This window comes from Streptomyces sp. NPDC126510, assembly GCF_040302345.1.
Lineage (GTDB): Bacteria > Actinomycetota > Actinomycetes > Streptomycetales > Streptomycetaceae > Streptomyces.
In genome coordinates this window covers 124,602-136,746 of sequence record NZ_JBEORR010000002.1, presented here as the reverse complement: position 1 = coordinate 136,746, position 12,145 = coordinate 124,602, and the positions used below count along the sequence as shown (strand labels likewise).

Sequence of the window (12,145 nt, the reverse complement as noted above, 5' to 3'; positions counted from 1 at the left end):
CGCACCAGCAGTGGAAGCTGTGGAGGGACCGCACGAAACGATCGGGTCAGATCGGTCTGCGTAGGGTCCGGGGAGCGGGGCAGGCGTCTTCACCCAACCCGCTGGGGGTGCGCGGCGAGCGTCGTTGCCCGCAGCGCTTACGGCTCATGCCCGGTGGTCGCACATCCGAAACCAACGAGTAACGACTACCTATGCAGTCCCTTGCATAGGTCCGAGCCGCGCTATCCTACGGCCGTTCCGAACACGGTGCCCAGGGCGTACGTCACACCGGCCGCCGCGCCTCCCAGGAACAGCTGCCGCAGCCCGCTGTACCACCAGGTGCGTGCCGTCACCTTGGCCACCACCGCGCCGCACAGGAAGAGCCCCAGCAGCGCCAGCAGCACCGCCGGCCACATGCTGCTCGCCCCCAGCAGATAGGGCGCGACGGGAATCAGCGCGCCGAGTGCGAAGGAGCCGAAGCTGGACACCGCGGCGACGGTGGGCGAGGGCAGATCGGAGGGGTCGATGCCCAGCTCCTCCCGGGCGTGGATCTCCAGGGCCTGCTCGGGATCCTTCGACAGCTGCCGGGCCACCTCTTCGGCCAGCCGCGGCTCGACCCCCCTCGACTCGTAGAGCGCGGCGAGCTCGGCCTCCTCGTCCTTGGGGTGCTTGCGCAGCTGGCGGCGCTCGACGTCCAGCTCGGCCTCGACGAGCTCGCGCTGCGAGGCGACGGAGGTGTACTCGCCGGCGGCCATGGAGAAGGCGCCGGCGGCCAGGCCCGCGAGTCCGCTGAGGACGACGGTGTGCTGGCTGACCGCCCCGCCCGCGACACCGGTCATCAGGGCGAGGTTGGAGACGAGGCCGTCCATCGCGCCGAACACCGCGGGACGCAGCCAGCCGCCGTTGACGTCCCGGTGCGTGTGATTGTCCCGGTGCGCCTCGTGCAGCGTCGCCTCGGTCTCGATGATGGCCATGAAAAAGAACCCCACTCCCCGTCCACCGGACTGTCTTTGGACTCGTTCCAGAGTTTTACAACGCCAAAACTACGCCTCGAATTCCGTCCCCGCCAGCAAGGAAAGGCTGCGCTAACCTGCGGGTTTACCCTTTTCCGCTCACTTGATCATCACTCCGCACAGATGTCGACCGGGTGATGCTGGGGCGCGTGAGGCTCGGCGGAGTCGCCGGAGTGGGACAGATCCCCCATGGCATCGATCGGGCTCCGGGCACGGGCACGGGGCGCACTGCTGGGCCTGGCCGTCGGTGACGCGCTCGGGGCCCCCGCCGAGAACATGAAGCCCTCCGAGATTCGCGCACGGTGGGGCCGGATCACCGGGTACGTCTCCGACGACCCGTCCGGCACGGACGACACCGAGTACGCGATCTTCTCCGGGCTGCTGCTGGCCCGGCACGGCTCCGCACTCACCCCGGTTCATGTGGAGGCGGCCTGGCACGAGTTGATCGCCGACCGCGACGAGGGCCCCTTCCGGGGCGCCGGGTTCAGCGAACGCGGCACGCTGGAGAACCTCCGCCGGGGCCTGGCCGCCCCGATCTCCGCCCAGCACCGGCATGCCTGGAGCGACGGCCTGGCCATGCGGGCGGCCCCCTTCGGGGTGTTCGCGGCGGGCCGCCCGGCGGAGGCGGCCCGGCTGGTCGCGATCGACGGCTCGGTGAGCCATGACGGCGAGGGCATCCACGGCGGCAAGGCGGTGGCCGCGGGTGTCGCGGCGGCGATGGCGGGCGCCCCGTCGGACGCGGTCGTGGCAGCGGCCCTCGCGGTCGTCCCCGACGACTCCTGGACGGCCCGCAGCCTGCGCCGCGCGGTGGCCGTCGCCCACCGCGGCGAACGCGCGGTCCGCTCCGCGGTCGTCATCGGGGGCTACCCCTGGACCGACCTGGCCCCCGAGGCGGTCGCCCTCGCCTTCGGCGCGTACGCGGCGGCCGACGGCGACTTCGAGCAGTCGGTCCTGACCGCGGTGAACATGGGCCGCGACGCGGACACCACGGCGGCGGTGGCGGGGGCACTGGCGGGCGCGACGCGGGGCGTGTCGGCGATCCCGCAGGCGTGGGCGACCCCCATCGGCCCGGTCCACGGCCGATGCCTCCCGGCGATGGCCGGCTACCACGTCCTGGACGTGGCGGACCTGCTGTCCCCGGCGGACCCGGGCGAGGAGCCGAGCCCGAGCGACTTCGTCCTGGCAGCGGGCGACGGATCGGAGACCCCCGCATGACGACGCACACGCGGGCAGCCGCCGACGGCGAGCGCGCCCCACAGGAGACCAGGGCCCCTCGGGTGACAGTCACGGGCGGTGCGCGGGCGGGAGACAACAGGGCCGAAGGCGAAGCCGAGGCCACAAGACGGGCCGAAGGCCTCCTGCTCGGACTCGCCGCCGGTGACGCCGCCGGCTGGCCCGCGACCCGGCACAGAGCCGCCCGCATGCCCGACTGGACCCGCCGCCTCACCCGCGAACTGGACACCTTCGCCGAACACAACGCCACCACCACCCTGCCCGTCCCCATCGCCCTGAACCAGCCCCCCGAACCCCTTCGCCTCGGCCCCTCCGACGACGCCGAATGGGCGGCCTTCGCCGCGGAAGCCCTCCTGCGCGCAGGCGACGACACCGTCCTGAACGACCTCAGCCGCGACCGCCGCACCCGAGCCGCCATCGACCTCACCTGGAACGCCCTCGCCGCCGAGGTCGCCGCCGCGGCGGACCGCGCCCCCGAGATCGAGTCCGCCGTCCTCCCCCTGCGCGCCCGCATCTCCGTCCGCGCCGGACTCGGCAATCTCGCCACCGGCCTGCGCCCGCCCGCCACCGGCCACGACAACCCGCACTACTTCGACGACGCCGCCTGCGTACGCGCCTGCGTCCTGGCCCTGGCCCACCCCGGCGACCCCCGGAGCGCCGCCGGCCTCGCGGAGTTCGACGCCCGCTACACCCAGGACGGTGACGGCGTCCACGGCGCCAGGGCGATGGCGGCGGCACTCGCCCTCGCCCTGGCGGGCACGGACGTCGACGCCTGCGTCCGCGCGGCCCTCACCGAGCTCCCCGAGGAGACGGAGATCGGCCGCAACGCCCGGCACGCCCTGCAGCTCGCCACCGCCGCGGACAGTGCCTTCGCCCTGGTCCCACCCCTGGAGCACCAGATCGTCGACCACGTCTACAGCTACGGCATCGCCGCCGCCGAGACCGTCCCGGTCGCCCTCGCCCTGGCCACCGCCGCCCGCGGCCGCATCGCGGAGGCGGTCCCCGCGGCGGCCTGCCTGTCCCGCGTCGCGGACTCCGCCCCGGCCCTGGCAGGCGCCCTCACCGGCGCACTGGGCGGCGGCGCGTCCGTCCCCGAGTCGTGGCGGGAGACCTGCCGCACCCTCTCCGGCTGTGTCCTGCCCCACCTCACCGGCACGGACCTCGTGGAACTCGCCGAACTCCTGGAAGCCGTACAACCGGCCCGCCCGGGTGGATGATGCGGCCATGCAGCCCAAAGCACACCAAAACACCCCTCTGGACGAGCGGATCGCCGGTGCCCTGGTCGGGGCGGCGGTAGGCGACGCTCTCGGCGGTCCCGTCGAGGGCTACTCGCCCGAGCAGATCCTCGAACGCCACGGCGGCCGCGTCCACGGCATCGTCGGCCCCTGGCACGGCGACGACTGGCGCACCGCGCGCCCCCTCGCCCCGTACCACAAGGGCGACGGCCACGTCACCGACGACACGTTGATGACCCACGCCCTGGTCCGCGTCTACGCCCGGGTCCGCGACCACCTCGACGCCTACGCGATCGCCGACCATCTGGTCCCGGACCTGATGACCGAGCCCCGCTGGATCCCGGAACTGGAGACCGAGGCGCTCCCCCTGCAGCGGATCTTCCTGGCGGAGAAGTGGCTGGTGACGAGGATCCACCACGGCCACGCCGACCCGCGCGAGGCCGGCACCGGCAACATCGTCAACTGCGGGGCGGCGATGTACATGGCCCCGGTCGGCCTGGTCAACGCGGCCGACCCGCGTGCGGCCTACGCCGAGGCCCTCGACATCGCCGGCGCCCACCAGTCGTCGTACGGCCGTGAGGCGGCGGGCGTCCTGGCCGCGGCCGTGGCGGCGGCGTGCACGCCCGGCGCCACCCCGGACTCGGTCGTCTCCTCGTGCCTCTCCCTGGCGAAGGACGGCACCCGGGCCGCGATCGAGCGGGTCTGCGAGGAGGCGTCCCGCCACACGGACTTCGAGTCGGCACTGCGGCCGTTGCGCGAGGCGGTGAGCCCCTACGACACGGTGGGCCCCGACTACCGTGCCCCTTCGCTCGGCGCCCGCCGCCCTTCCCGGCTGCACGCGATCGAGGAACTGCCCGTCGCGCTGGGCATGCTGGTCGTGGCACGCGGCGACTACCGCCACGCCGTCCTCGGCGCGGTGAACTACGGCCGCGACTGCGACTCCATCGCCACGATGGCCGGCGCCCTGGCGGGTGCCCTGGGCTCCCCGGTCCCGGAGGACTGGGCCAAGACGGTCGGGGAGGCGAGCCGGCTGGACCTCTGGGAACCGGCGGCCACCCTCACGGCCGTGACCCGCGAGATCTTCACCCGGGACACCGCCCGCCGCCGTGCCCACGAGCAGGCCTTCGCGTCCCTCGGAGGCCGGGAATGCTCCGACTGACCTGGGTCCAGCCGGAGGACCTGATCGGCCACGAACTCCGCCAGGCGGCCCTGGACGGGCGCGAGCCGAGGGCGGTCGCGGCCCGCTGGCGCGCGGCGGGCGGCCCGGACGCCCCGGCCACCGCGGGCGCGTCCCCCGCTCCCGCGTCCCGCTACCTGCGCCGGCTGGCCGCAGACCTGCTGGACGAACTGGCGGACCTGCCCAGCCACTTGGCCGACGACGAGCCCACGGACCTGGAGCGGATCAGGGCGGCATGCCCCGACTGGCCCGAGCCACTGGGCACCCCGGCCACCACCGCGCACCGCCTGGAAGCCGCCTGGCTCGGCCGCGCCGCCGGCTGCCTCCTGGGCAAGCCGGTCGAGAAGCTCCCCCTCGACGCCATCCGCCGACTCGCCCGCTCCACCGGCAACTGGCCCCTCACCGCCTACTTCACCGCCCGGGGCGTCCCGGCGGAACTCCTCGAACGGCATCCCTGGAACCGCCGCTCGGCGGCCACCTCCCTCGCCGAGAACATCGACGGCATGCCCGAGGACGACGACCTCGACTACCCCGTGCTCAACCTCGTGCTGCTCCAGCGGCACGGCAGGGCCTTCACCACCGCGGACGTGGCCCGGACCTGGCTCGACGAACTCCCCGCCGGCCGCACGTTCACCGCGGAACGCGTCGCCTACCGCAACCTGCTGACCGGCCTGGAGCCCCCGCGCACCGCCCGTCACCGCAACCCGTTCCGCGAATGGATCGGCGCCCTGATCCGCGCCGACGTCCACGGCTGGACCAACCCCGGCGACCCGGCCGCGGCAGCCGGTCAGGCCCACCGAGACGCCACCCTCACGCACACCGCCAACGGCGTCTACGCCGCGATGTTCACGGCGGCCGTCATCGCGACGGCCGCGACCGGCGACCACGACATCCACACCTGTGTCCGTACCGGCCTCACCGTCGTCCCGCCGCGCTCCCGCCTCGCCCGGGCCGTCCGCGAAGCCGTGCGGCTCGCGCACGAGCACGAGGACTTCGACACCGTCGTCGACGCACTGCACGCCACCCACGCCGCCACCCACCACTGGGTGCACGCCGTCCCCAACACCGCTCTGATCGCCGCCGCCCTCACCCACGCGAACGGCGACTTCACCGGCTCCGTCTGCCGCGCTGTGAGCGGGGGCTGGGACACCGACTCCAACGGCGCGACGGCCGGCGGCATCACCGGACTGCTGGCCGGGCACCCCGCGGCGCTCCCCGACCGCTGGACCGCACCCCTGAAGAACCGGCTGGCCACGTCCATCGGCGACTTCAACGGCATCGGCTTCGACACCCTCGCCCACCTCACGCACCGGGAGACCCGCCGCCCATGACCGCGTCCACGACCGCGCCCCTCACCGGCCTCCGCGTCCTCGACCTCGCCACCCTCTTCGCCGGCCCGATGGCCGCCACCCTGCTCGGCGACTTCGGCGCCGAGGTCGTCAAGATCGAGCACCCGGGCAAGCCCGACCCCTCCCGCGGCCACGGCCCGTCCAAGGACGGCGTCGGCCTGTGGTGGAAGATGCTGGGCCGCAACAAGCGGACCATGACCCTCGACCTGTCGAAGCCCGGCGGCCGCGCCACCCTCCTGCGCCTGGCCGCCCGCACCGACGTGATCATCGAGAACTTCCGCCCCGGTACCCTGGAGAAGTGGGACCTCGGCTGGCCCGAGCTGTCGGCGGTCAACCCCCGACTGGTGCTGGCCCGCGTCACCGGCTTCGGCCAGTTCGGCCCCTATGCGCACCGGCCCGGGTTCGGCACCCTGGCCGAGGCGATGAGCGGCTTCGCCGCGATCACCGGCGAACCGGACGCTCCCCCGACCCTTCCGCCGTTCGGCCTGGCCGACTCCATCGCGGGTCTGACGACGGCGTACGCCGTGATGACCGCGCTCGCCGCCCGCGAGCGCACCGGCGAGGGCCAGGTCGTCGACACGGCCCTGATCGAGCCGATCCTGGCCGCCCTCGGCCCCCAGCCGCTCTGGTACGACCAGCTCGGGCACGTCCAGCCCCGCACCGGCAACCGCTCCCCCAACAACGCCCCGCGGGGCGTCTACCGCACCGCGGACGGCACCTGGGTCGCCGTCTCCACCTCGGCCCAGTCGGTCGCGGAACGCGTGATGCACCTGGTCGGCCGCCCGGAACTGATCGACGAGCCCTGGTTCGCCACGGGCGCCGACCGCGCCCGCCACGCCGACGTCCTGGACGAGGCGGTCGGCGCCTGGATCGCCGCACGCACCCGCACCGACGTCCTGGCCGCCTTCGAGAAGGCCGAGGCGGCGGTGGCCCCGGTCCAGGACGTCCGGGACGTGATGGCGGACCCGCAGTACCAGGCCCTGGAGACCATCACCACCGTCGACGACCCCGAACTGGGCCCGCTGCGCATGCAGAACGTCCTCTTCCGGCTCTCCGCCACGCCCGGCGCGATCCGCTGGGCCGGCCGCCCGCACGGCGCCGACACCGAGGAGGTCCTCACCGAACTGGGCCTGACCCCGGGCGATCTCGCGGCGCTGCGCGCGGAGGGCGCCCTGTGACGGCGTACCCGCTCACCTGGCTCTATGCCCCGGGCGACCGCCCCCACGTGGTGGCGAAGGCCCTCATCAGCGGCGCCGACGTCGTCGTCGTCGACCTGGAGGACGCGGTCGCCCCCGACCGCAAGGCCTACGCTCGCGCCGCCACCGCGGAGCTGCTCACGGACCGGCCCCCGGTGCCGGTCCACGTCCGTGTCAACGCGCTGGGCGGCTGGGGCGGGCAGGACATCGCCGCCCTCGTGGGAGCGCCGGGCCTGTCAGGGCTGCGGCTGCCCAAGGTGACCTCGGCCGCCGAGATCGTCCTCGTGGCCCGCCGCGCGGCCCGGACCGACCTGTACGCGCTCCTGGAGACGGCGCTCGGTGTGGAGCAGGCCTACGCCGTCGCGACCGCCCACCCCCGTCTGCGGGGCATCTCGCTCGGGGAAACCGACCTCTGTGCCGACCTCGGCGTTCGCGACGACACGGGCATGGACTGGTCCCGCTCCCGGGTGGTCGTGGCCGCCCGCGCGGCGGGCCTGCCGCCACCGGCTCAGTCGGTCCACCCGGACATCCACGACCAGGAGGGCCTGGCCGCGTCCTGCGCGCACGGCCGTGCCCTGGGCTTTCTGGGCCGGGCCGCGATCCACCCCCGCCAACTGCCGGTGATCGAGCGGGCCTATCTGCCCGGTGAACAGGAGATCGAGCAGGCGGAAACGGTCCTCAAGGCGGCCGCCGCCGAGCAGGGCGCCCAGGCTCTGCCGGACGGCCGCTTCGTCGACGCGGCGACGGTCAGCGCGGCCCGGCGCACCCTGTCCCTGGCGCGCCGCCGCTGACGTGCCGAAGGCCACGGCCCGACGCTGTCCACGACTCGCCACCGCTGACGTGCCGAGGGCGCCCGGGGAGAGTCCCGGGCGCCCTCGGCACGTCACCATCGCGGCGGACCGTCAGGTCTTCTTCCCCGATCCGGCCTCGTTCCTGGCACCGTCCGCCTCGGCCTCGCCCGCGGGCTCGTCGTCCTCACCGGCGTCCTCGGCCCGGTCGGCCTTGCCCGCCGCATCGGCCGGCTCGGCACTGTCGCTCTCGCCGCCGGAGGCATCCGCACCCGGCTCCACGACGTCCTCCCGTCCGGGCCGCTTCTTCGCCGACACCACCAGGTACGTCACCGCGAGCAGGAACACGAGGATCGCGGTCCAGACGTTCAGGCGGACGCCCAGGATGTGGTGGGCGTCGTCGACGCGCATGTACTCGATCCAGCCCCGGCCCGCGCAGTACGCGGCGACGTACAGCGCGAACGCCCGTCCGTGTCCGAGCCGGAAGCGGCGGTCGGCCCAGATGACCAGGAGCGCCACACCGATGCACCACAGCGACTCGTACAGGAACGTCGGGTGGTAGGTGCCCGGCACCCGCCCGTCCGACGAGGAGGTGATCTCCAGCGCCCAGGGCAGATCGGTGGGCTTGCCGTACAGCTCCTGGTTGAACCAGTTGCCCCAGCGGCCGATCGCCTGGGCGAAGGCGATGCCCGGCGCGACGGCGTCGGCGTAGGCCGGCAGCGGGATGCCGCGGCGACGGCAGCCGATCCACGCGCCCAGCGCGCCCAGCGCGATCGCGCCCCAGATACCGAGGCCGCCCTCCCAGATCTTGAAGGCGTCCACCCAGTCACGGCCCTCGCTGAAGTACAGCTCGTAGTCCGTGATCACGTGGTAGAGCCGGCCGCCGACCAGGCCGAACGGCACGGCCCAGACCGCGATGTCGGCCACCGTGCCGGCCCGCCCGCCCCGGGCGATCCAGCGCTTGTTGCCGAGCCAGACCGCGACGAAGACGCCGATGATGATGCAGAACGCGTAGCCGCGCAGCGGAATGGGGCCGAGGTACAGCACCCCGCGCGACGGGCTGGGAATGAAGGCAAGTTCCATGGCAAGGTCGACGCTACCGTGCCGCGCCGGGCCCGGGGCAGGCGGCCCGGCTACGGGTCCATAACAGGGGCGTGAGAATGACCCTTACCCCTTGTTCGCCTCCTGCACCATCTGCTTCAGCTTGGCCGGGGTCATCGTCCGGTCCTGGTAGATGTTCTCGCCGTCGAACAGCACGGTCGGCGTGCCCGAGAAGCCGCCCTTGTTGAACGCCTGGTGGGACTTGGCGACCCAGCCGTTGTACGTGCCCTTCTCGACACAGGTGCGGAAGGCAGGGGTGTCCAGACCGTCGACCTTGCCGGCCAGCTCGATCAGCCTGGCGTTGTCGGCGTAGGCGTCGTCGACCTCCGAGGGCTGGTTGTCGAAGAGCACGTCGTGGTACGCGGGGAACTTCCCGGCCTCCTGGGCGCAGGCCGCCGCGTTGGCGGCGTTGCGGGAGCCCGTGCCGCGCATGTTGCCGTCGATCAGGGTGACCAGGTGGTACTCGACCTTCAGCTCGCCGGCGTCCGTCAGCTCGTGGATCACCGGCCGGTACGCCGTCTCGAAGGACTTGCACGCGGGGCAGCGGAAGTCCTCCCACACCGTGAGCGTGGACTTGGCGCTGTCCTTGCCGACCGGGAGGGCGAGGCTGTCCTTGCCCTGAGCTCCCGAGGGCACCACGACCGGGCCCGAGGCCTCGCTGCCGTCGTCCTTGCCGGCATTGGCCGCGACGACGCCGATCACCGCCGCGAGTCCCAGGACGGCGACGACGGCCCCGCCCACGATCAGCGCGCGCCGGCGCTTGTCCGCGGACTTCTGCTTCTCGCGCTCGACCGCCAGCTTCTCCCGGGCGGTGCGCTTTCCCTCACGGTTCTTCTCGCTCACACCCCGGAAACGAACCGGGGAGGCGCACCGCGCCTCCCCGGCCCCAGGTCCACCCGTACGAGGGACCTGTATGACTTCCCGGTTTCTTACGCCTGCCGGCGCACGCCCTTGGCGAGGTCGGCCGCGAGCGCGCGCACGGCGTCGAGACCGGCCGCGTCGTCAGGGGCGTCCAGCATCGCCTTGACGAAGGCGGAACCGACGATCACGCCGTCGGCGAAGCCGGCGACCTCGGCGGCCTGGGTGGCGTCGGAGACGCCGAGCCCGACGCAGACGGGCAGGTCGGCGCGCGTGGCCCGGGTGCGTTCCACCAGGCCCTGGGCCTGCGAACTGACGGTGGCGCGGGTGCCGGTGACGCCCATGAGGGAAGCGGCGTAGACGAAGCCGCTGCCCGCCGCGGTGATCCGCGCGAGCCGCTCGTCCTTGCTGCTGGGCGCGACGACGAAGACGGTGGCCAGACCGTGCTTCTCCGCGTGTTCCCGCCACAGCGTCGACTCCTGCACGGGCAGGTCGGGCAGGATGCACCCGGCGCCGCCCGCCTCGGCCAGCTCGGCGGTGAACCGCTCGACGCCGTAGCGGTCGATGGGGTTCCAGTACGTCATGACGAGGATCGGCTTGCCGGTGGCGGCGTGGGCCTCGCGGACCGTGCGCATCACGTCGGCGATCTTCACGCCGCCGCGCAGGGCGATGTCGTCGGCGGTCTGGATGACCGGGCCGTCGAGGACGGGGTCGCTGTGCGGCAGGCCCACCTCGACGACGTCGGCGCCGCCGTCGATGACGGCCTTGATCGCCTCGATGCCGCCGTCCACGGTGGGGAACCCGGCCGGGAGGTAGGCGATGAGGGCCGAGCGTCCTTCGGACTTGGCCGCGGCGAGGGTGTCGCCCAGCAGCTGGATGTTCCCGCTCACTTGGCGTCCCCCTCGATCTCTGCGGTGTCGGTGTCCGCGTCGGCGGCGACCTCGGCGTCGGTGTCGTACAGGCCGAAGTAGCGGGCGGCGGTGTCCATGTCCTTGTCGCCGCGGCCGGACAGGTTGACCACGATCAGCCCGTCCTTGCCGAGCTCCTTGCCGACCTCGAGGGCGCCGGCCAGCGCGTGGGCGCTCTCGATGGCCGGGATGATGCCCTCGGTGCGCGACAGCAGGCGCAGGGCCTGCATCGCCGCGTCGTCGGTGACGGCGCGGTACTCGCCGCGTCCGGAGTCCTTCAGATAGGAGTGCTCCGGGCCGATGCCCGGGTAGTCCAGGCCGGCGGAGATCGAGTAGGGCTCGGTGATCTGGCCCTCGTCGTCCTGGAGGACGTAGGAGCGCGAGCCGTGCAGGATGCCGGGCTCGCCCGCGGTGAGGGTCGCGGCGTGCTCGCCGGTCTCGACGCCGTGCCCGGCCGGCTCGCAGCCGATGAGGCGGACGTCGCTGTCGGGGATGAAGGCGTGGAAGAGGCCGATGGCGTTGGAGCCGCCGCCGACGCAGGCGACGGCCGCGTCGGGCAGGCGCCCGGCGCGCTCCAGGAGCTGGCGGCGGGCCTCGACGCCGATGACCCGGTGGAAGTCGCGGACCATCGCCGGGAAGGGGTGCGGTCCGGCGACGGTGCCGAAGAGGTAGTGGGTGTGGTCGACGTTGGCGACCCAGTCGCGGAAGGCCTCGTTGATGGCGTCCTTCAGCGTGCGGCTGCCGGACTTCACGGCGATGACCTCGGCGCCGAGCATGCGCATGCGGGCGACGTTGAGGGCCTGGCGCCGGGTGTCGATCTCACCCATGTAGATGGTGCACTCGAGGCCGAACAGCGCACAGGCGGTGGCCGTGGCCACGCCGTGCTGGCCGGCGCCCGTCTCGGCGATGACCCGGGTCTTGCCCATGCGCTTGGTGAGCAGGGCCTGGCCGAGGACGTTGTTGATCTTGTGGGAGCCGGTGTGGTTGAGGTCTTCCCGCTTCAGGAAGATCCGTGCGCCACCGGCGTGTTCGGCGAACCTCGGCACCTCGGTGAGGGAGCTGGGGCGGCCGGTGTAGTTGACCAGGAGGTCGTCGAGTTCCCTCGCGAACTCCGGGTCGTGCTTGGCCTTGTCGTACTCGACGGCCACCTCGTCGACGGCCGCGACGAGGGCCTCGGGGATGAACTTGCCGCCGAAGGCCCCGAAGTAGCCGTCGGGGCTGGGGGTTTGACCCTCGGGGTCGGGGATGAAGAACTGGCTGGGCATGCGAATACCTCACGGTGAGTGTGTGTGTTGATCACTATTCGCC

The 12,145-nt window shown here is 73.2% G+C and carries 11 protein-coding genes; 6 read left to right on the top strand and 5 right to left on the bottom strand.

Going from position 1 to position 12,145, the window contains the following annotated elements:
• Window positions 1-221: 221 nt before the first annotated feature.
• Window positions 222-953, bottom strand: coding sequence for a VIT1/CCC1 transporter family protein (locus ABTX60_RS02560; RefSeq protein WP_352095247.1), 732 nt, complete (start codon window positions 951-953; stop codon window positions 222-224).
• A gap of 228 nt (window positions 954-1,181) precedes the next feature.
• Between ABTX60_RS02560 and ABTX60_RS02555 the strand changes: the two genes are divergently transcribed.
• From ABTX60_RS02555 to ABTX60_RS02530, 6 genes are read left to right on the top strand one after another with little or no spacing between them, the layout of a single operon-like run.
• Entirely contained in the window at window positions 1,182-2,207 is a 1,026-nt protein-coding gene (locus tag ABTX60_RS02555) for an ADP-ribosylglycohydrolase family protein (RefSeq protein ID WP_352095246.1), read from the top strand.
• Window positions 2,204-3,442, top strand: coding sequence for an ADP-ribosylglycohydrolase family protein (locus tag ABTX60_RS02550; RefSeq protein WP_352095245.1), 1,239 nt, complete (start codon window positions 2,204-2,206; stop codon window positions 3,440-3,442). Before ABTX60_RS02555 ends, ABTX60_RS02550 begins: the two co-directional genes overlap by 4 nt.
• A gap of 7 nt (window positions 3,443-3,449) precedes the next feature.
• Entirely contained in the window at window positions 3,450-4,619 is a 1,170-nt protein-coding gene (locus ABTX60_RS02545; RefSeq protein ID WP_352095244.1) for an ADP-ribosylglycohydrolase family protein, read from the top strand.
• A complete protein-coding gene (locus ABTX60_RS02540; RefSeq protein ID WP_352095243.1) occupies window positions 4,607-5,968 on the top strand; it encodes an ADP-ribosylglycohydrolase family protein in 1,362 nt (453 codons plus the stop codon). The genes ABTX60_RS02545 and ABTX60_RS02540 overlap by 13 nt, the downstream gene beginning before the upstream one ends.
• A complete protein-coding gene (locus tag ABTX60_RS02535; RefSeq protein WP_352095242.1) occupies window positions 5,965-7,164 on the top strand; it encodes a CaiB/BaiF CoA transferase family protein in 1,200 nt (399 codons plus the stop codon). Before ABTX60_RS02540 ends, ABTX60_RS02535 begins: the two co-directional genes overlap by 4 nt.
• A complete protein-coding gene (locus ABTX60_RS02530; protein ID WP_352095241.1) occupies window positions 7,161-7,973 on the top strand; it encodes an HpcH/HpaI aldolase/citrate lyase family protein in 813 nt (270 codons plus the stop codon). The genes ABTX60_RS02535 and ABTX60_RS02530 overlap by 4 nt, the downstream gene beginning before the upstream one ends.
• A 111-nt stretch (window positions 7,974-8,084) precedes the next feature.
• Here ABTX60_RS02530 and lgt read toward each other — a convergent pair whose 3' ends face one another.
• From lgt to trpB, 4 genes are all read right to left on the bottom strand, one after another.
• Window positions 8,085-9,053: a prolipoprotein diacylglyceryl transferase gene (gene lgt, locus ABTX60_RS02525; protein WP_352095240.1), complete on the bottom strand. Its 969-nt coding sequence runs from the start codon at window positions 9,051-9,053 to the stop codon at window positions 8,085-8,087.
• Window positions 9,054-9,137: 84 nt separating this feature from the next.
• A complete protein-coding gene (locus tag ABTX60_RS02520) occupies window positions 9,138-9,914 on the bottom strand; it encodes a DsbA family protein (protein ID WP_352095239.1) in 777 nt (258 codons plus the stop codon).
• Window positions 9,915-10,000: 86 nt separating this feature from the next.
• Window positions 10,001-10,819, bottom strand: coding sequence for a tryptophan synthase subunit alpha (trpA, locus tag ABTX60_RS02515; RefSeq protein WP_352095238.1), 819 nt, complete (start codon window positions 10,817-10,819; stop codon window positions 10,001-10,003).
• Entirely contained in the window at window positions 10,816-12,102 is a 1,287-nt protein-coding gene (trpB, locus tag ABTX60_RS02510; protein ID WP_352095237.1) for a tryptophan synthase subunit beta, read from the bottom strand. The genes trpA and trpB overlap by 4 nt, the downstream gene beginning before the upstream one ends.
• Window positions 12,103-12,145 lie beyond the last annotated feature (43 nt).

What these genes read in the sequence shown, in the direction of transcription:
- ABTX60_RS02535 (WP_352095242.1), top strand. Translation starts at nt 5,965, where the DNA reads ATGACCGCGTCCACGACCGCGCCCCTCACCGGCCTCCGCGTCCTCGAC.
- trpB (WP_352095237.1), bottom strand. Translation starts at nt 12,102, where the DNA reads ATGCCCAGCCAGTTCTTCATCCCCGACCCCGAGGGTCAAACCCCCAGC.
- ABTX60_RS02550 (WP_352095245.1), top strand. Translation starts at nt 2,204, where the DNA reads ATGACGACGCACACGCGGGCAGCCGCCGACGGCGAGCGCGCCCCACAG.
- ABTX60_RS02555 (WP_352095246.1), top strand. Translation starts at nt 1,182, where the DNA reads ATGGCATCGATCGGGCTCCGGGCACGGGCACGGGGCGCACTGCTGGGC.
- ABTX60_RS02560 (WP_352095247.1), bottom strand. Translation starts at nt 953, where the DNA reads ATGGCCATCATCGAGACCGAGGCGACGCTGCACGAGGCGCACCGGGAC.
- ABTX60_RS02545 (WP_352095244.1), top strand. Translation starts at nt 3,450, where the DNA reads ATGCAGCCCAAAGCACACCAAAACACCCCTCTGGACGAGCGGATCGCC.
- lgt (WP_352095240.1), bottom strand. Translation starts at nt 9,053, where the DNA reads ATGGAACTTGCCTTCATTCCCAGCCCGTCGCGCGGGGTGCTGTACCTC.
- ABTX60_RS02540 (WP_352095243.1), top strand. Translation starts at nt 4,607, where the DNA reads ATGCTCCGACTGACCTGGGTCCAGCCGGAGGACCTGATCGGCCACGAA.